General features: G+C 48.5%; 15 protein-coding genes. 7 read left to right on the top strand and 8 right to left on the bottom strand.

Features of this window, described 5'->3' with window-relative positions; all coding sequences use genetic code 11:
- Nucleotides 1-48 precede the first annotated feature (48 nt).
- Genes ppx through FTU50_RS11205 form a run of 5 tightly spaced genes read left to right on the top strand, consistent with a single transcriptional unit; the run spans nt 49 to nt 5,171 of the window.
- A complete protein-coding gene (gene ppx, locus FTU50_RS11225; RefSeq protein ID WP_180046221.1) occupies nt 49-1,569 on the top strand; it encodes an exopolyphosphatase in 1,521 nt (506 codons plus the stop codon).
- Between the two features lie 33 nt (nt 1,570-1,602).
- Nucleotides 1,603-2,427 carry an acetyl-CoA carboxylase carboxyltransferase subunit alpha gene (locus FTU50_RS11220; RefSeq protein ID WP_045795976.1) on the top strand — a complete coding sequence of 275 codons (825 nt, stop codon included), beginning with the start codon at nt 1,603-1,605 and terminating at the stop codon, nt 2,425-2,427.
- Complete coding sequence (gene tilS / locus FTU50_RS11215; protein ID WP_180046218.1) at nt 2,364-3,713, top strand: tRNA lysidine(34) synthetase TilS; 1,350 nt, start codon at nt 2,364-2,366, stop codon at nt 3,711-3,713. The genes FTU50_RS11220 and tilS overlap by 64 nt, the downstream gene beginning before the upstream one ends.
- A 30-nt stretch (nt 3,714-3,743) precedes the next feature.
- On the top strand, nt 3,744-4,574 hold the full coding sequence (gene proC, locus FTU50_RS11210; protein WP_005182498.1) for a pyrroline-5-carboxylate reductase: 831 nt from the start codon (nt 3,744-3,746) through the stop codon (nt 4,572-4,574).
- A 27-nt stretch (nt 4,575-4,601) separates the two neighbouring features.
- Nucleotides 4,602-5,171: a YggT family protein gene (locus tag FTU50_RS11205; RefSeq protein ID WP_180046216.1), complete on the top strand. Its 570-nt coding sequence runs from the start codon at nt 4,602-4,604 to the stop codon at nt 5,169-5,171.
- Nucleotides 5,172-5,310: 139 nt separating this feature from the next.
- Here FTU50_RS11205 and polA read toward each other — a convergent pair whose 3' ends face one another.
- Nucleotides 5,311-8,073, bottom strand: coding sequence for a DNA polymerase I (gene polA, locus FTU50_RS11200; protein WP_127799096.1), 2,763 nt, complete (start codon nt 8,071-8,073; stop codon nt 5,311-5,313).
- Nucleotides 8,074-8,235: 162 nt separating this feature from the next.
- Here polA and FTU50_RS11195 point away from each other — a divergent pair, with 162 nt between their 5' ends.
- The gene (locus FTU50_RS11195) at nt 8,236-10,956 is read left to right on the top strand and encodes a DUF2339 domain-containing protein (RefSeq protein ID WP_180046214.1); all 2,721 of its coding nucleotides are present in this window, start codon (nt 8,236-8,238) and stop codon (nt 10,954-10,956) included.
- A gap of 41 nt (nt 10,957-10,997) precedes the next feature.
- Here the strand turns inward: FTU50_RS11195 and FTU50_RS11190 are convergent, their stop codons facing one another.
- Together FTU50_RS11190 and FTU50_RS11185 are read right to left on the bottom strand one after the other, a co-directional pair.
- Nucleotides 10,998-11,921, bottom strand: coding sequence for a mechanosensitive ion channel family protein (locus FTU50_RS11190; protein WP_005182510.1), 924 nt, complete (start codon nt 11,919-11,921; stop codon nt 10,998-11,000).
- 9 nt (nt 11,922-11,930) lie between these two features.
- On the bottom strand, nt 11,931-12,734 hold the full coding sequence (locus FTU50_RS11185; protein ID WP_034598323.1) for a hypothetical protein: 804 nt from the start codon (nt 12,732-12,734) through the stop codon (nt 11,931-11,933).
- Between the two features lie 123 nt (nt 12,735-12,857).
- Between FTU50_RS11185 and gspE the strand changes: the two genes are divergently transcribed.
- Nucleotides 12,858-14,345 (top strand): type II secretion system ATPase GspE, encoded by a 1,488-nt coding sequence (gene gspE, locus FTU50_RS11180; protein WP_075167381.1) that lies wholly within the window; start codon nt 12,858-12,860, stop codon nt 14,343-14,345.
- A gap of 37 nt (nt 14,346-14,382) precedes the next feature.
- Here the strand turns inward: gspE and FTU50_RS11175 are convergent, their stop codons facing one another.
- The 5 genes from FTU50_RS11175 to FTU50_RS11155 form a co-directional block, all read right to left on the bottom strand.
- Entirely contained in the window at nt 14,383-14,772 is a 390-nt protein-coding gene (locus FTU50_RS11175; RefSeq protein WP_168383403.1) for a DUF4951 domain-containing protein, read from the bottom strand.
- Nucleotides 14,773-14,864: 92 nt separating this feature from the next.
- Complete coding sequence (locus FTU50_RS11170; protein ID WP_005182522.1) at nt 14,865-15,689, bottom strand: carbon-nitrogen hydrolase family protein; 825 nt, start codon at nt 15,687-15,689, stop codon at nt 14,865-14,867.
- A 24-nt stretch (nt 15,690-15,713) separates the two neighbouring features.
- Complete coding sequence (gigB, locus tag FTU50_RS11165) at nt 15,714-16,235, bottom strand: anti-anti-sigma factor GigB (protein ID WP_104472729.1); 522 nt, start codon at nt 16,233-16,235, stop codon at nt 15,714-15,716.
- A gap of 114 nt (nt 16,236-16,349) precedes the next feature.
- Entirely contained in the window at nt 16,350-17,318 is a 969-nt protein-coding gene (gene gigA, locus FTU50_RS11160; RefSeq protein ID WP_104472728.1) for an RsbU family protein phosphatase GigA, read from the bottom strand.
- A gap of 104 nt (nt 17,319-17,422) precedes the next feature.
- Complete coding sequence (locus FTU50_RS11155; RefSeq protein WP_180046213.1) at nt 17,423-18,340, bottom strand: VacJ family lipoprotein; 918 nt, start codon at nt 18,338-18,340, stop codon at nt 17,423-17,425.
- Nucleotides 18,341-18,677 lie beyond the last annotated feature (337 nt).

Below are 18,677 nucleotides of genomic sequence, written 5' to 3'. Positions count from 1 at the left end.
TGTATGTGAATTACTCTAGGCACAATTCTGTATAGGTTTGTTTGAAGAATGTCTGATTTTTTAATTGATGAAGAGTTACTTGCAGCCATCGATATGGGGTCGAACAGCTTCCACCTGGCCATTGCCCGTGTGGATCATGGTGAAGTAAAAAAAGTGGCATCAATGTCAGAAAAAGTACAGCTTGCCGCTGGTTTAGATGAGAATAAAAATTTAACCGAAGCCGCACAGCAGCGCGGTTTAGCCTGTTTGGCACGCTTTGTCGGACGTTTAAGCGCTGTACAGCCGAACCGTTTACGTATTGTTGCCACCAACGCCTTGCGTCAGGCCAAAAACGGACATGAATTTATTCAAAAAGCCGCAGAAATCTTGCCAAAACCCATTGAAATTATTGCCGGTCGTGAAGAAGCCCGCTTAATTTATCTGGGCGTGTCGCACACCATGGAAAACAGTGGTCGCCGCCTGGTGATTGATATTGGCGGTGGTTCAACCGAGCTGATTATTGGTGAAGAATTCGAACCTATTCATACCGAATCTTTACAGATGGGCTGTGTGGCCTATACCAAAGCCTTTTTCGCCAAAGGTGAAATTAACCATAAAAGTTTTGACAAAGCCGTGTTTGCCGCACGCAAAGAATTATCCACCATTGCCAATACTTATAAAAATGCCGGCTGGGATACCGTAGTAGGCTCAAGTGGCACCATTAAAGCCTGCCGCCAGATTACCGTGAATATGGGCTGGAGCAATGCGCAGGAAAATCTGACCCGTGAGGGCCTGGAAAAACTCAAAGATAAACTGCTTAAATACAAGCATGTCTCTGAAATGGACTTTGACGGTTTAAAAGAAGATCGACGAGCAGTTTTGCCAGCCGGGATTGCGATTTTATATGCAGTTTTTGATATTTTAGATATTGATAAACTGGTTTATTCCGATGGTGCCTTACGTGAAGGCGTAATGTATGACCTGCTGGGCCGTTTCCAGCATGAAGATATCCGAGACCGCAGTGTGCAGGCGCTGATGGGCCGTTATAACGCCGATCCGAAACAGGCAGAACGTGTGGTCAAAACCGCGCAGCACCTGTTTGAAGGCGTAGCCGCGGAGCTGAAATTGACCAGCGATGACAGTGATTTACTGCGCCGCGCGGCCTATTTACATGAAATTGGTCTGGCGATCAGTCATGGTGGCTATCATCGTCATGGTGCTTATTTATTACAACATTCGGATATTCCGGGCTTTTCACAAATTGATCAAAACCATCTGTCGCATCTGGTTGCGCACCATCGCCGCAAGCTGCGTCAGGACGATAAAATTGATGTCAACAAGGTCGGTGGCCATAAATTAATGCATTTATGTCTGCTGCTGCGCCTAGCAGTTTTAGTCAATCACAGTCGCAGCGATCAGATGCTTCCTGCCATTGAATTGAGTGTTCAGAATGCGCAACAATGGCAGCTCAGCGTTTCGGGTGATGCTAAACAATGGCCATTGCTTGTCGCTGAATTGCACGATGAACAAGTGCAGTTCAAGAATTGGGACATTGAATTAAAAATTCATTCGGAACAATTTGTCGATTAACGTTTTGGTTAATTTAGGGATAACAGTCGACTTATGAAAAATAAAGCTGCTCAATCAAAAGCATGGACAACGGTCCAAATTGCACGACATCCAGAGCGTCCGCAATTCCTGGACTATGTAGGCGAAATTTTCACTGAATTTGATGCGTTGCACGGCGACCGTTTATTTGGTGATGATGGTGCAATGGTGGGTGGCTTGGCACGCTTCGATGGTCAGCCGGTCATGGTCGTGGGCCAGCATCGTGGTCGCAGTACCCGCGAAAAATTGCAGCACAATTTCGGCATGAGTAACCCGGAAGGTTACCGTAAGGCACAGCGTTTGCTGGATATGGCAGAACGTTTCAAGCTGCCGGTCTTTACCTTTATTGACACCATGGGGGCTTATCCGGGGGTGGGTGCAGAAGAACGTGGTCAGGCGGAAGCGATTGCTACCAGTCTTGCTCAATTATCGAACCTGAAAGTGCCGGTCGTGGCAACAGTTTTAGGTGAAGGAGGTTCAGGCGGTGCCTTGGGTATTGGTGTGGCGGACCGTGTGGTGATGTTATCTCACAGTATTTATTCAGTGATTTCTCCAGAAGGCTGTGCATCTATTTTGTGGAAAACTGCAGAAAAAGCAGAACAGGCAAGTGAAGCATTGGCACTGACTGCTGAAAAATTACAGCAGATGGGTATTGTTGAATATGTGGTTGATGAAGGTGAGGGTGCTCACTTGCAACCAGAAAAAGTCATGCAAGATTTAAAAGCCGTGTTAAAACAGGCTCTAGAAGAATTGCAACCGATGGATGCACAAGAACGATGCGAAGCACGTTACCAGCGTTTGATGAAGTTTGGCAGCGACAATTTAGGACTGGCGTCTTAACCCAGATTCAGTCTTTTCCAGAAGATACGCATTTTCTCATCGGATGTAGTGGCGGCATGGATTCTATGCTGCTGCTGCATCTGATGGCGTTTTTATGCCCGGAAAAAGTCCGGGCCATTTATATTGATCATCAATTACAGCCTTCCAGCCAGGCCTGGGGCAAATTTGTCCAGAAGTATTGTCAGACCTTCAATATTCCCTGCATCATTCAAGCGGTACAGGTCGCCGAAGGCAATCTGGAACAGCAGGCGCGCGCCGCACGTTATCAGGCATTTCAGCAGCATATTCAAACCAACGAGATATTGGTACTGGCCCATCATCAGCAGGATCAGGCGGAAACGGTGTTATTGCGCCTGTTTTCCGGTGCTGGAATTCCTGGTCTTGCCGCCATGAAAACTTTCGATTTTCGTCCTGAGCTGTCAATCTGGCGACCATTGCTATCTTTATCGCGTGAGCAGATTCAGAGCTGGTGCCAGCAGCTTTCGATTCCACATATTCAAGATCCGACCAATCAGGATATTCACTACGACCGGGCCTGGTGCCGGGAACAGTTGTGGCCGCTGTTAAACGCGCGCTTTCCCAAAATGCAGCAAAGCATTTGCCGCAGCAGCCAGCTGATGCAGGATGCCGAGCAGATTCTGACCGAAGTATTGCTGCAGGATTTGGCCAACTGTGGCGATGCCGAGCATCTGGATTTACACCGTATTCAGCAATTGTCCGAGGCACGGCAACGCCAGTTACTGTCATTCTGGATGAAAGGGGACAGCCAGTACCGGCCAAGTTTTGACATGGTGCAGCGCATTCAGCAGGAAGTGATTCAGGCCCGGGCCGATGCGCAAGCAGCTTTGCATTGCAATGGCTTTTATTATGTGCGCTATCAAAATGTCATTTACCGTCTGCCCCAGCTGGAATATTTGGCCAGTCAACAGGCCATCCCTGCGCGGGAACCAGTGTGCTGCCAGTTGGGGCAAACCCTAGATTTACCAGCCGGACAGTTTCAGTTGAATGCACCGCATCAGGTTGGTTTGTCTTTTGCATTACTCCAACAAGAATTGACTTTAAGTACGCGAGTGGGCGGAGAAAAAATCCATCTTCATGGACGTGTCGGGGCCTGGCCATTAAAAAAGGCGATACAACAGGCACAAATTTTTCCTTGGAAGCGTCATACAATTCAAATATTAAGCAGAGATAATGTTATGCTAGGGGTTTTCACGCCAAAAGGGTTTTGGCTGGCAGATTCTGCCTATTGCGAACCGGATGGCTGGCAACCGACTTTAATCTCTTAACTATAAAGAACTCAACCAAGAGTGTGAATCATGAGTGCAGTGTTAAATTGTAATATTAGTTTTATTGGTGGCGGAAATATGGCGCAGGCCTTAATTGGCGGTCTGATTGCACGTGGCATGCCTTCAACGCGTATTACAGTTGCTGATCCGGTCGAAAAAATCCGTTTGTTGCTGGAAGAAAAAGATGTACATGTGACCGAAGACAACCAGGCTGCCATTCGTGATGCCGATATTGTGGTGTTCGCGGTCAAACCGCAGGTACTGGCCAGCGTGCTGCAACCGCTAAAAGGGCAGTTTGAAGGCAAACTGGTGATTTCGATTGTTGCTGGTGCAGAAATTGCTACCATTTCGGCATTGCTCGATACCGACCGTGTGGTACGGGTGATGCCAAATACCCCGGCGCTGGTACAAACTGGTGCGCATGGTTTATATGCGCATGATGCGGTCGATAGCAAAGACCGTGAATTGGCAAGTCAGGTTTTGGCTGCCACGGGTTTAACAATTTGGGTAAACTCTGAAGCGCAAATTGATGCAGTCACGGCAGTATCCGGTTCTGGCCCGGCTTACTTTTTCTATATGATGGAAAGTATGATTCGTGCCGGCAAAAATTTGGGCCTGGATGAAAAAGTGGCAACGGCTTTAACCTTGCAAACTGCGTTGGGTGCGGCACAAATGGCAATTACCAGTTCCAATACCCCGGCAGAGCTGCGTAAAAACGTGACCTCTCCAAACGGGACCACGCAGGCAGCGTTGGAAGTGTTTGACCGTGCGCAAGTGTCGCAGAATATTCAGGCGGCGTTGGCGGCTGCCAAAACACGCAGTCAGGAACTGGCTGCCGAGCTGAGTGACAGCATTAAATAAAGTATTTAATTTTAGGAACGTTCAAGTATGGGTGCAAATTCTGCGCTAATTTTTGGCATCATCATTAACGTAGCGATTTTGCTCGTCTTCTTCCGTTTTCTCATGCAGCTGGCTGCGGTGAGTCCTTATAATCCGGTGGTGTTGTCTACGATCAAGGCCACGAAAATTGTAGATGTATTTAGCCGTATTTTCCCGACCGTGGCAAAAGGCCGGGTGAATCTGGCGGCATTGGCGCTGCTGGTGGTGCTTTATCTGCTGAAAAATTACGGCATGATGTATTTAAACGGGGCGATGCCTAATGGCCCGGTACATCTGCTGATTCTCACCTTTGTGACCATGATTCAGGACCTGCTACGTTTCTGTCGTTACCTGATTTTTGCCACCATTATTTTAAGCTGGGTAGTGATGTTTACCCAGTCACGCGGGCCTTATATTGAAGTGATGCAGGAGCTGGCAGAACCCTTGCTGGCACCGTTTCGCCGGATCATGCCGAATATGGGCATGATTGACCTGTCTCCAATTCTGGCATTTCTGGCCTTGTATATTGCTGAAATTCTGATGAACCAGGTGGCGATTGTTTTGCTGACCGGCTTCTAATAAATTCAGCTCAAGAAAAAAAGGACTCAATTGAGTCCTTTTTTATGGCTCAAGTTTTGAGGTGAAGACCTTGATATTTCGCCCAAGAGGCAAATGACCTTCAGCCCAGCCTTCCTCCGAGGAGGAAGGTGGAAAGACTTTAGTGTGCTTCATCCCAGTTCTGGCCTTTGCCCACTTCAACCACTAGCGGAACAGACAGTTCAATCACCGACTGCATCACTTCGGCCAGTTTGGGTGCCAGTTCATCGGCGACATTGGCATCGACTTCAAACACCAGTTCATCGTGCACCTGTAGCAGCATTTTGGCCTGATGGCGTGGCAGCATTTTATCTACCTCCACCATGGCCATTTTAATAATATCTGCCGCAGAGCCTTGTAAGGGCGCATTAATTGCTGCACGTTCTGCTGCTTTACGCACCATCATGTTACGGGCATCAATATCCGGGGTATATAAACGGCGGCCGGTCAGGGTTTCAACAAAGCCTTGTTCCAGAGCCACCTGACGGGTGCGCTGCATATATTCATAAATGCCCGGATAACGCTGGAAGTATTGCTTGATATAGTTCTGCGATTCTTCCCGGGTAAAGCCCAATTGACGGATCAGACCAAATTCGGACATACCATATAACAGGCCGAAGTTAACCGCTTTGGCCTGGCGGCGCTGATCTGGCGTGACATCTTCCAGGGCAATATTCAACACTTCTGCTGCGGTACGGCGGTGTACATCCTGACCATGATTGAAGGCATCAACCAGCGCGTCATCTTGCGAGAAATGCGCCATTAAACGCAGTTCAATTTGCGAATAGTCGGCAGCCAGTAATACGCGGCCTTCTGGTGCAATAAAGGCTTTACGAATTTGACGGCCAATATCCATACGTACCGGAATATTTTGCAGATTCGGATCGGTGGAAGACAGACGGCCGGTCGCGGTGAGGGCCTGATGATAACTGGTATGCACGCGATGGCTGCTGCTGTTGGCCTGTTTTTGCAAGCCATCGGTATAGGTACTTTTCAGTTTCGACAGACCGCGATATTCCACAATCAGGCTGGCAATCGGGTGCTCAATCTTTTCTAGAATGCTTTCACTGGTGCTGTATTGGCCGGTGGCAGTTTTCTTGCCGCCTTTGATGCCCAGTTTTTCAAACAGGATTTCGCCAACCTGTTTTGGCGAGCTGACATTAAACGGCTGGCCGGCCAGTTCAATAATCTGCTGTTCCAGTTGCAGCATGGTATTGGAGAATTCTACTCCTAGTTGATCCAGGAAATTCAGATCCAGCTTGATGCCGTTTTCTTCCATCTGGGTTAGCACGCGTGCTACCGGCATTTCAATATGATGCAGCAGATTGCTTAGTTCCGGATGACGCTGTAACTTTTCATTCAGCACTTCATACAGGCGATACGTCACATGTGCATCTTCGGCGGCATAATGCGCAGCTGTTTCAATCTCGATCTGGTTAAAGGTTTTCTGTTTGGCGCCTTTACCGGCAATCTGTTCATAGGTGGTGGTCAGGTGACTTAAATACAAACGTGCCACATCATCCATCCCATGACGGGTGGCGACAGAATTTAAGACATACGAGGCCAGCATGGTGTCAAAATACCAGCCCTGTAAGTGAATGCCGTGGTTTTCCAGCACATGCGCATCATATTTTAAATGATGGCCAATTTTTTCAACCGCTGGATTTTCCAGAATCGGTTTGATCTGCGCCAGCACCGCTTCACGGTTTAACTGTTCCGGTGCGCCGGCATAGTCATGCGCCAAAGGCACATAGAAGGCTTCCGTAGCATCAAAAGCCACCGAGAAGCCGACAATCTGGGCAATCCGATAATCTAGGCTGGTGGTTTCGGTATCAAAGGCAAAACGTGTGGCGGTGCTTAAACGCTGGAATAGCGCATCCCAGTCTGCCGGGCTTAACACCGTATGATAGGTGGCTTCACCTAGCTGGTCTTCACTGCTGCTGAGCTGGGCCTGATCTTCAGTAGCGACTTCTGCGGCCGCTGGGGTTTGGCTAATGGCCTGGCTGACCTGTTTGTAGCTGTTGCTGTTCGGGTTGTTCGGATGATCGAGCGACTGCAGCTGGTTCCGGAACTCCAGTTCGGTATACAGGCGGCGCAATTCTTCGGTATTTGGATCGCACAGTTTCAGGTCTGCAAAGGTCAGGCCCATGTCCAGATCACAGACAATACTGGCCAGTTGATGATCAATGGCAATACCATCGACATTGTCTTTAATATTCTGGCCAACGCGACCTTTAATTTTGTCGACATTTTCTAGAATTCCGCCTAAAGAGCCGTATTCAGTCAGCAGTTTGGCGGCAGTTTTAGCACCCACGCCCGGAACACCCATAATCCCGTCCGAGGCATCGCCCATCAGGGTCAGATAATCAACAATCTGATTCGGCCAGACGCCAAATTTCTCAAAGACACCCTGCACATCCATTGGCTTTTCTTTGAAGCTGTCTTCCAGCGTAACTTTGTCGGTCACCAGCTGAGCCATGTCTTTGTCGCCGGTGGAAATTAACACCTGATGACCTTCGGCTTCGGCGCGTTTGGCCAGCGTGCCAATAATATCGTCGGCTTCGGCACCCGGCAGCATATAAAGAGGAATCCCCAGTGCGCGAATTAAGGCGTGTAAATAAGGAATCTGCTGTGACAGTTCATCTGGCATACTTGGACGGTCACCTTTATAAATGGGTGACAGTTCGTGACGGAAGGTTGGTTCCGGGGTATCAAAAATCACCGCCATATGGGTGGGCTGGGTACGGCGCATCAGTTTCTGGATTGCGGAAATTGCCCCACGGATGGCGTTGGTATGTATACCGGTTGACGTGGTTAAAGGGGGTAAGGCGTGAAACGCACGAAATAAAAAATAAGACCCATCGACCAAGACAAATGGTGGCATTGAAAGTTTCCTAATCCAAAAAACCTGTTTATTGTACGTGATTTTACACACGCACGCTGAGTGATGATTGTATATGCAGGTTACCGAATATCTGATGAATATAAAATAAGCACTGTGCAAGTTGTTGTATGATCAGCACAATTAATAAAGGAATAAAACAAGATGCTGAGAGGGCAGAGCGAAATCCGCATGATCTGGTTGATGAGCCTGATGATTGTCGCCATCAGCGCGTGGTTTTTATCATTTCCACTGCTGACCTATGTCTGTGGTTTTGCACTGCTGATGAGTGTCATGCACTATGTCGATGCTATTCAGCAACCGGCCCAGGCGCTAGGCGAACAAAGGTTAATTGCATTTCGTGCCACCTCCAAAGTGCCGCTGTATCTCTCCTCGATTATTGCCGTGGTCGGTGGGCTGCTGGATTGGGGCTGGATGATTGCTGCTGGCGCTGCGGCCTGGATTTTCTTTTTTCTGCGCTGGCTGCGGCGTCTGGAACAGTATTTGGGCCACATTCAACAGGCCCAGCATTTTTTGCCGCAGCCGGCTTCTTCGGTACAGCCGGACATACCGCCTTTACCGTTTAGTGCAACAGCTGAAGCTACGCCAGTGCCTGCTCCCAATTTAGTCCAGCAAATCAAACACTGGATTTTTGACGGTAATCCGGTGCTGAAAACCGCGATTTCTATTCTGGTGATCGGCATTATTCTGCTGCTGCGTTTTGCCACGGAACATTGGCAGCTGAGCCTGGCCACCAAACTGGCCATGGTCGCGCTGAGCAGTGCTGCCGTGACCGGACTGGGTTATCGCCTGCAACAGCGCAATCGCAGTTTTGCTCTGGGGCTGGAAGGGCTCGGGCTGGCGGCCTTGTGTCTGACCTTATTCTTTGCCTATTACAATGCGGTGATTCCAAACTTGCTGATTGCCAGTGGCTGTTTTCTGCTGCTAATGGCCCTGACGTTATGGCTGAGTTTAAGACAGCAGTCGGTTGAACTGGCGTTAATGGCCATGGTGATGGCCTATCTTGCACCATTTACCTTACCGGTGCGTGATGCAACTGCGCCTGAATTTATTGGCTATTATCTGGTGATTAATATTGCGGTGGCCGTGCTCAGCAGCCTGCGGCCATGGAAGTTTCTGAATCAGATTGCCTTTTTAATGACCGTGCTGGTCGGTGGCAGCTATGCCTTCGTGCATGGTAGCGATACTGACCGTGACCTGATGACCGTACTGATTCTGGCACATGCCGCTATCTTTATCTGGCTGGGTTTCCGCTTTAGCCAGTTATTGGCACAGCAGGACTTAGACAAGTTTAAGCTCAAGCCGGCGCTGGATATCGGGCTGATTTTTGCTGCTCCATTGCTGGCCTATAGTGGTTTATATGTGATGCATTTTCAGGACACGGCCTGGCAGGCAGGGCTTAGTCTGCTGTTTGCACTGCTGTTCGCCGTGTTGTACCGATTGTCCAGACACCATCAAACGGTACAGCTAATTGCGCACAGCTATTTAAGCCTGACCTTAATTTTTCTGGCCTTAATTCCGCCGATTTTATTACCAGCTGAAAAAAGTGTTATGGGCTGGGCCATTGAAGGCCTGCTGATTTTCCTGTTGGGGCTGGTGCGGCAGTCCAAAATCAGTCTGTATCTGGCCATGGGCCTGCTGGTCGTGGCGGGACTGTCGAGTCTGTATTATCTGGTGGAGCTGATTGTATTTCCACGCGCCATGTTCTGGGTGCTGTGCCTGAGCTATGTGGGCGTGGTATTGCTGTCCAATAGCCGGCTGCAATTTCAGCAACAACTTAGTAGCAGTATGATTGGCTTTCAATGTCTGCTGATGTTGCTGGCGACCACCATGTTGCTGGTGCTGCTCCAGGATGAATGGTCCGGCGAGCTGAGTGCGGTGCTGAGCTTGTTGACTCTAGGTCTGGCCTATTGGGTTGTGAATGAAATCCTGTTACGCCGTCAGGCCGGGGTGGCCTGGCTATTCAGCAAATGGTCGGGCTTGGTTCCCTTGCTGCTGTTTGCGGCAGGAATTGTCATGCTGCGGATGCAACAGGGCAGTATTGTCTGGGCATCTTTCAATGAGCGGCTGTTCTTTGCCGGAGCTGGCATCATCCTCAGCCTGCTCTGGTTGAGGCCACTTTTGGGTGTGCGAACCGAAAAGGAATGGGTCAGTGCCGGTACTTTACTCAGTCTGCTACTGACCAGTCTGACTTTATTACCGCAGCAGCCGTATATTAGTATGGTGATTTTGCCGCTGCTGTTTTGCGGCTGGTGTTACTGGCAGGCACAGCCCGAATGGCAGATGTTCTGGCAGGCCCGAAGCAGTTTGCTGTTGATGCTGGCCTGGATGATCTGTTCGCAGCTGTTAAGCCAGCAGGCGTTTCATGGCTATCTGCTGCCCATCTTAAATCCTTTTGATCTGGTCAGCATCGCCATGCTGGTCGGCTTTTTATGGATGCTGTCGTTACAGGTTAAGGCCGGGCTGGACCGCAGCATGGCTGCAGTGTTGATGGTGCTGAGTTTATTGTGGCTGAGTAGCTATATTGTGCTGCGTGGCTTGCATGTGTATTTGGGGACGCCGCTGAATGAACTGGCGCTGTGGCGTAATGGCACGGTACAACTGAGTTTGACTTTACTTTGGGTTAGCCTAGCATTTGTTACCATGAGCTGGGCCAGCCGCAAACAGCTGCGTTCGGTCTGGGTCCTGGGCGGCAGTATTCTGGTGATTGTCAGCTTAAAGCTGGTGCTGTTTGATCTGTCGCATATTGGCACTTTAACCCGGGTCATTTCCTTTTTAGCCGCCGGTGCGGTGATGCTGATCATTGCCTATATTGCGCCAATGCCCGATCCAGAACAACCGGTTGAACGCTCACCCTCTGAATAGAAAAAGCCTTCTCTTGGTGGAGAAGGCTAATATTACAAAGTTTATTTTACATCCGGTTCACGTTTCAGGGCTTTTTCATTGGCATATTGATCAATCTCTGCATTTTCCAGCGGTCGGGACAGCGGATGATCGACAAAGCCCATTTTCGGTACCGGAATTTCAATCTGGTTATCGACAAAGCCATTACGAATCCGTTCCTGCATTTCATCACGTACTCGCAGGAAATTTTCCTGCTGGCACCAGATCGCAAACAGCAGTTCAATTGAGGATTCTCGGAAGGCAGTTACTGTCACCGCAGGTTTCGGATCGGCCAGCACCAATGGATATTTATTGGCCACATCCAGCAGCACTTCACGCACCTTGATAATATCTTCATGGAAATTAATGGCCAAAGTAATTGGAATCCGCCGGATCGGGAATTTGGACAGGTTGTGTACTGGCGCCCGAATCAGCTGTTCGTTCGGTAAACGCACATACACGTTGTCCTGGGTGAGCAGTTTCACCGAGAGCAGGTCAATCGAAATCACTTCACCTTCTACGGTATGACCACGAATGAGGGTAATCTGGATAGTGTCACCCACTTCAAAGGAACCTTCACCAATCAGGAACAGACCGCTGATCAGGTTGGAAGCCGAGGTTTGTGAGGCGAAACCCAACGCCACGGTTAAGATACCGGCTGCACCCAGGAAGACACTAAGTTTAAAGCCGGCTTCTTTCAGGCTGGCCATCACAAAAATCAGGAAAATAAAGTAGAAAATCCCGCGACGCCAGACCAGACTCTGATGCGCATTAAAGCGTTTCCCAATGGTGCGGATAAAGGCATTAGAGACAAAACGCGCCACCAGAAAGCCTAAGAAGCACAGCACCAGCGCCACCAGAATTTCAGTCAGGCGCTCGGTGTTGATATTGGTGAAAATCCCTTTCAGGCTATTGGTAATTTCTTTAGGGATATTGGAATCGGCCATGTCTACTCCCTAGAAGAATGAATCAAACATATTAAATAACGCCCCCGCGGTTTCACGTGGCGGATGCACATAAATCACTTCACCGGCATGCGGTGGGGTACGGTTTTCAATTCGTACCCGTGGTGGCCGGTCAGAGCCTTCGTGCAAGACTTTAATTTGGGAGGTCCATAAACGTCCGGTACTTTCACTAAAAAATAGCGGCAGTGCCGGCACCGGTACATTCATCCGGTCAAAGCGCAATTGCTGGTTGCTGATATTATGAAACTCGATAGGCGTAATGGCACGAAAAGCGCGCGGGCGTAGCTGGTGCAGCTCGGTCCGGCCATCCACCGCGGTGGCATAACAGATTTCGCCATAACGGTGATTCGGTCCAAACCAGGTATCTTTGGGCAAAATCACCGGCAAATCAAAAATCGGCTCGCGCTGGCCATCGACAAAGCCGGCAATCCATAACGGGGTACTAATGTACAGTGTCCCACGCTGGCCAGCCGGAATATAAATTGGATCGACCGGTTTAATCACCACTGAACGGTCTGCCAGACGCGGCATCAGCTGGAGTTTGTTGGTGGTCGATTTGAACATGTAGCGTTCAATTTTCACCGGCTGCGGAAAGGAAAAATTCGGGTCATTGATGCGATGCCATTGCTGTTCATAGTCATACTGCACCTGCGGACGATGATATTCCAGACGCCACTCCTGCATGCCGCGTGTTAAACGAAACAGTAGGGAGCCAAATTGCCAGGCTTTGGGCTGATGCAGCTCAAACTCGTGTTCGCCCCACCATTTTAAATCGGGCAATTCATCATGATTCAGTAATTCATTCGGATGCGGCAAGGGCGTCTTCCTTTCAATTTAAAACCATAAAAACAGACTTCACGCTGTCATAAGCTTAGAGTACACTCAAATGAGATTTTTTCATCATTATTATAATCGCTGATGCAAGTACTTAAACAATTACAAATTCCCTATAGTTTTGCAAAACGCCATGGCGTGCTAATTCGCTATGAGGGGGATCATGCTTTTATCGTGCGCCGTGAAAATACGCCGCTGCTGGCTATTCAGGAGGCGCGCCGTTTTCTCGGGCATCCGGCCCAGTTCCAGTTATGTACCGATCAGGAATTTCATCAGCTGTTAAGCAGCAGTTTTGCCGGCGATACCGGGGAATCACAACAGGTTGCGGCAGGTCTGGAAGATCATCCGGATTTACTCAGTCTGGCCGACTCGGTGCCTGAAGCCGAAGATTTAATGGATCAGGAAGATGATGCGCCCATTGTCCGGCTAATTAATGCACTGCTGTCCGAAGCCATTCGGGTCGGTGCGTCGGATATTCATATTGAATCGTTTGAAAAACGCTTATCGGTGCGTTTGCGGGTAGATGGACAATTACGTGAAATTGTACAGCCGCGTCGTGAGCTGGCGCCGTTACTGGTATCGCGGATTAAAGTCATGGCCAAACTGGATATTGCTGAAAAACGCATTCCGCAAGATGGCCGTATTTCGCTGCGACTGGCGGGCCGTGAAGTCGATGTGCGGGTATCGACCTTGCCATCTTCGCATGGTGAACGGGTGGTGATGCGTCTGCTGGATAAACAGGCCGGACGGCTGAACATGACCCATTTGGGCCTGATGCAAAATGATTATGACCGGCTAAAACAGCTGGTACATCGTCCGCATGGCATTATCTTGGTGACTGGTCCAACCGGTTCGGGGAAAACCACGACTTTGTATGCAGCACTATCGGACCTGAATGATGGCTCGAAAAATATTCTGACCGCTGAAGACCCGATTGAATATCAGCTGGAAGGGATTGGGCAGACTCAGGTCAACACCAAGGTCGATATGACTTTCGCGCGTGCTTTAAAAGCCATGCTGCGTCAGGACCCGGATGTGGTGATGGTCGGGGAAATCCGTGATCTGGAAACTGCAGAAATTGCGGTACAGGCTTCGCTGACTGGTCATCTGGTATTATCAACCTTACACACCAATACTGCGATTGGTGCCGTAACCCGTTTAAAAGATATGGGCATTGAACCTTTCCTGCTGTCCAGTTCCCTGATTGGTGTGATTGCGCAGCGTCTGGTCCGAACCTTGTGCTCGCACTGTGCCACCTGGCATGATGCCGATGACTTTGAAAAAGAACTGTTTAAACCTGTTAGCAGTGAAACCATGTTGCGCCTGCCGAAACCGAAAGGCTGTGAGCAGTGTGCGCATACCGGATTTACTGGCAGGACCGCCATTTATGAAATTGTACCGGTAGATGATCACATGCGCCGCCTGATTCATGGCAATGCTGCAGAGTATGAACTGGAAAACTATGCGCGCCAGCAATCTGGTTCGATTCGTGAAGATGGTTTGCGTAAAGTACTGGCCGGTAAAACCACAGTCGAAGAAGTGTTACGTGTCACCAATGAAGCGGCAGACTAGCAGAGCTGTAGAGCCTGTTTAAAAAAATCGTCAGTCCCTACCACAGGCTGACGATTTTTTGCATTAAGAGGGCGCGTAAGGGTGCTGTCGGATTGCCGGGATTGCGCTGGCTTTCATGAGTATAAAATGCCTGCCAGGCCTGCACCATCTCCAGGGTTAAACCTTGAATTTGCATCTGATGCACATCGGCAGCTGTGATGGAATCTAAACGCGCTTGCGCACCTTCCGGGCCGCTGCCCCAGCCAATCAGTCCCTGTCCAAAGGCCGGAAGATTCATCTGATTCGGTGTGGCTGGAACTGGCAGACGTGCCATCTCCGGATTGACCTGAGAATAAACCACAGGACGCATTTTTTCAGAAATACTCAGCTCGGCCAAGGCCAGTGTTGAGCACAGTAGCCCCAGACTGGTGATCACGCTTTTAAACATCAGGATAATTTTTTGTTGAAAATAAGAATCATTATTATATTTGAGTTACAAGCCTACGTCGATCACAATATTAGTGAGATTAATGGAAAGACTTAATAATTGACTAACACGCGATGCTGCATTAAAGGCATTGACTCGCGTACCTGTTGCTGTTCTTTCAGGTCAAATTCGACTGTAATCAGTTGCGCGCCTTCGTCCTGCACCATGGCCAGTAATTGTCCACGGGAATTGGTCGCACCAGAATGACCCCAGGTTTGACGTTTTTCGCCGTGCCAGCCTTGCTGGGCAGCACCTAAAACCTGACACTGACTGTCCATGGCACGTGCTTGTAGCAGCAGCTGCCAGTGCATCTGGCCAGTGGTGTAGGTAAAAGCAGAAGGTGCTGTCAGAAGATTGGCGCCTTGTGCACGCAGTTTTAGCGCCAGTTCCGGGAAACGTAGGTCATAGCAGACCATCAGGCCAATATTGCCAAATGGGGTTTTGGCCACCACAACGTCTTGGCCCGGTTCAAAGAATTTGGATTCCTGATAACCCCCGACGGCATCACCCACCTGTACATCAAACAGGTGAATCTTGTCATAACGGGCTTCGGTTTTTTCCGGACTGATACACAGGCTGACAGTACGTACCCGGCCATCTTCAATGACTGAACCATCCGGGCGGAATGGACACGGCAGGGTACCCGCCACCAGCCAGATTTGATGCTGATGGGCCAGTTGTTCCAGACGTTGTTGAATAGATTCAAACTGGGCTGCAGTTTCGCGCTGCTTGCCGGCAGCAAAACAGATAAAATTTTCAGGAAGAACCAGCAGTTCACTGCCGGCGGCTTTACTCTGCTGAATCAGCTGCTCGACTGTGTTGAAATTGGCTTCAATATCATTTTGCGAGTTCATCTGTGCAACAGAAACGAAAGTCATGCAGGCATTCTCCCAAACTGAAAATTATACGTTTTGCTGATTAGACACCTGTTCCAAGTTGTCCTGTTCTTTTTGTAGCTGTTTGACCAGGGGTTCAAACATATTCTGGTTGCTGTCGTTGAGTTTCATCAGGGTTTTGTGGGCATCCAGTACGGTCGAGAGCATATTGCTATGCGTCACATGCTCTTCAATCAGGGCACGGGTGCAGACACTCGGATCGCCACAGTAATTCAGAATCACAAACACCTGTCCCAAGCCCATGCTATTGGCCAGTGTGGTGATGTCCGGATTGGTCGACAGCATGACCGTCTGAATCTGATGTACCTGTTTAAGTTTCAGCCCAAGTTTTGCCAAAACACCCAAAACAGTACTGTCAATAAATGTGGTTTGAGTTAAATCGACAATGGCGCCGACCACATTGGTTTGCTGTTCAATTTTACTGAGTAGTTTGTCTAAACTGATACAAGATTGGGCACGCACTTCGCCGATCAGCTTGAAAATATGCGTTCCATCCAAACTTGCGTATTCAACATGACCTGTTGACATATAAATGCCATTTGCAGAGAAGGATAGATAAAATTATCCCATAGGGACACCACAGACTCAAGTGTCTGCTATGGACATAAGTCTAAGGATGGTTTTAAGTGGTTGATTAAGTGATTAATTCAGTCGGCACAAACTGAGGATGGCAATATCATCGGCCACGTGTTCTGGCGCTTTAAAGGACTGATTCTGCAAGTGATAGACCAGTTGTTCAAACTGTTCATTGAGTCCGCCGACATAAGGTTCAAGCGCACCATCTGAACAGATAATAAAGCGCGCCTGACGTGACAGCACGCATTCATATTCTTCTACTTCCAGGTCTTCGGTCAGACCCAAAGGGAAGCTGCTGGTGTTTAAAATTTTCGGTGGCTGATTCGGTTCAAAGATAATCGCAGGCGGATAATGTCCGGCACTGGACCAGCGCAGCTGATGGGTTTCCAGGTTTAAAATCCCGCTAATCATGGTGATATGCTTTTCAATATTTTCCTGTACCAGCATCCCGTTGAGTTTTTTCAGTAACTCGCGCGGGGTTTTGGAACGACCATGAAAAGCCGCCATCCATGACGTTAATAAACTGCTGGTTACCCCATGGCCAGACACATCGGCCAGATAAAAAATCAGCTCTTTGTCACTAATTTTCCAGTAATCGAACCAGTCGCCAGATAAATAGGCGGAAGGTTGAAACAGGGTTTCAATTTCATAATTGACCAGTTCAATTGGGTTTGGCAGTAAACGTTTTTGTAACTCTGCAGCCGAGGGTAAATCACGGCTGTCCTGATTGCGTTTATATTGCGCATCAATTTTAAGCAGGGCCTGCTGCGGTTCTGTCGGCAGTTTGCTCCAGATCCAGCCGGCTAAAGCACCTTGCTCCCAGGCTTGCGATAGGGCCAGCCCTTCATCTTCAAAGCCCAAAACAATGGTCGGTAAATTCCAGCGATGGGTTAAATAATCCTGCACATCGGCAATGGCAATGATGGTCTGATCATATAGGTCGATGTCATCTATGCGAATCATTTGCACACTGGGCAGTGTGTCAATCACCTGATCTAGATAGGGAATATCACGTGTGGGCTGAATGAAATACATAAATGTAGAATATAATCCTATGCGCTTTAGGGGATAGATGTACTATAACAATCAATGAATTACTAGGGGAAGTTGAACTTCCCGCCAGAAAGAAGTATTACAAATTATTCAGTGAGCGGTGCAACTGAATCAAAGTTTTCTTCATCTTCGATGTAGTCGTCTTCGACATCTTCAATAAATGAAATGCTCTCGGCCTCTAAGCCTTTTTTCTCGGCAATTTCAAAGTTTTTACGCTGCAGGTAAATATCACGAATAGCGGCATAGCGATCCCCTTGTAACACCTGTTCTACATCCAGAATCTGGGAACGGGCATCAATGCCGCGTAAAGCCTGCTCGGTCCAGTACAGTCCATCATGATCTTCTAGAATGTATTTTTGTGGACGGGCCTGACTGTCAACCAGACGGCTAAAACCATCACGGAAGGTACTTGGGCCAATAATCGGCAAAACCAGATACGGGCCAGACGGCACCCCGAAATAGCCTAAAGTGGTGCCAAAATCTTCATCTTCGGTTTCCATTCCCAAACGACGGGCCGGATCAGCCAGACCTAAAGTGGTGATGGTATTTACAGTAAAACGGCCCAGCGTTTTTGCTGCTCTGAGCGGACGGCCCTGAATCAGCTGGTTTACTGCATTCCATGGTTCACCCAGGTTTTTACGGAAGTTACGATAAGAACCACGCACATCGCCAGGAACTTTTTCTGTATATTGCACAGCCAGCGGACGGGCGATATTGCGGTCTAACACATCATTTAAGGCATAGACCTGACGGTTTAAAGGTTGTAGTGGATCTTTAACACTTTCCGGTTGTGCGGCATTGGCATTCACTTTCAAATCTTGTGCTTTAATATTTTTCAGCTCTTTTAAGGATTCAAAGCGTGAAGGGGCTTTGCTGGTTGCTGCAGATGAGTCTGCTTCTGCTGTGGTGCGGGTAGAACTGTCTACTGCAGATTCATTGGCAAAAGCAGGGGAGGCTATCCCTAAAGTCAGCAGGCTAATCCATACATATTGTTGTTGACGCATAAAAGATCCTAGTGCTTTGAATACTGAAAGCAAAAAAGAGAAAGCAGGGTCATTCGACCCAGCGCACATTTTAAGAGAGTATTTAAACACTTTTGGCCGAAATTTATAGCTAAAAAAGGTAAAATGAATAAAAAATAATCGGATGATTAAATTTTTTTATCAAAGGGCTTGCAAGCGTAAATATTTCGCCTATAATGCACATCCATTGGTGGTGATGTTGATAAAAACTTGTTGATAAACAAGGATTTAGCTAAAATGGTTGAGTTCTGGTTTAGGTGGTAAGTTTAGAAATAAAATCAACATTGCATGTTGACTTTCTAAAAATAGAGAGTAATAT

Origin of the sequence: Acinetobacter sp. YH12112 (assembly GCF_013418945.1) — a bacterium.
Taxonomy (GTDB): Bacteria; Pseudomonadota; Gammaproteobacteria; order Pseudomonadales; family Moraxellaceae; genus Acinetobacter; species Acinetobacter indicus.
This window is presented reverse-complemented; position numbering and strand designations above follow the sequence as displayed.

Excerpts from the sequence above, each read along its gene's own strand:
- ppx (WP_180046221.1), top strand. The coding sequence starts at position 49 with ATGTCTGATTTTTTAATTGATGAAGAGTTACTTGCAGCCATCGATATG.
- FTU50_RS11220 (WP_045795976.1), top strand. The coding sequence starts at position 1,603 with ATGAAAAATAAAGCTGCTCAATCAAAAGCATGGACAACGGTCCAAATT.
- tilS (WP_180046218.1), top strand. The coding sequence starts at position 2,364 with ATGCGAAGCACGTTACCAGCGTTTGATGAAGTTTGGCAGCGACAATTT.
- proC (WP_005182498.1), top strand. The coding sequence starts at position 3,744 with ATGAGTGCAGTGTTAAATTGTAATATTAGTTTTATTGGTGGCGGAAAT.
- FTU50_RS11205 (WP_180046216.1), top strand. The coding sequence starts at position 4,602 with ATGGGTGCAAATTCTGCGCTAATTTTTGGCATCATCATTAACGTAGCG.
- polA (WP_127799096.1), bottom strand. The coding sequence starts at position 8,073 with ATGCCACCATTTGTCTTGGTCGATGGGTCTTATTTTTTATTTCGTGCG.
- FTU50_RS11195 (WP_180046214.1), top strand. The coding sequence starts at position 8,236 with ATGCTGAGAGGGCAGAGCGAAATCCGCATGATCTGGTTGATGAGCCTG.
- FTU50_RS11190 (WP_005182510.1), bottom strand. The coding sequence starts at position 11,921 with ATGGCCGATTCCAATATCCCTAAAGAAATTACCAATAGCCTGAAAGGG.
- gspE (WP_075167381.1), top strand. The coding sequence starts at position 12,858 with ATGCAAGTACTTAAACAATTACAAATTCCCTATAGTTTTGCAAAACGC.
- FTU50_RS11175 (WP_168383403.1), bottom strand. The coding sequence starts at position 14,772 with ATGTTTAAAAGCGTGATCACCAGTCTGGGGCTACTGTGCTCAACACTG.
- FTU50_RS11170 (WP_005182522.1), bottom strand. The coding sequence starts at position 15,689 with ATGACTTTCGTTTCTGTTGCACAGATGAACTCGCAAAATGATATTGAA.
- gigB (WP_104472729.1), bottom strand. The coding sequence starts at position 16,235 with ATGTCAACAGGTCATGTTGAATACGCAAGTTTGGATGGAACGCATATT.
- gigA (WP_104472728.1), bottom strand. The coding sequence starts at position 17,318 with ATGTATTTCATTCAGCCCACACGTGATATTCCCTATCTAGATCAGGTG.
- FTU50_RS11155 (WP_180046213.1), bottom strand. The coding sequence starts at position 18,340 with ATGCGTCAACAACAATATGTATGGATTAGCCTGCTGACTTTAGGGATA.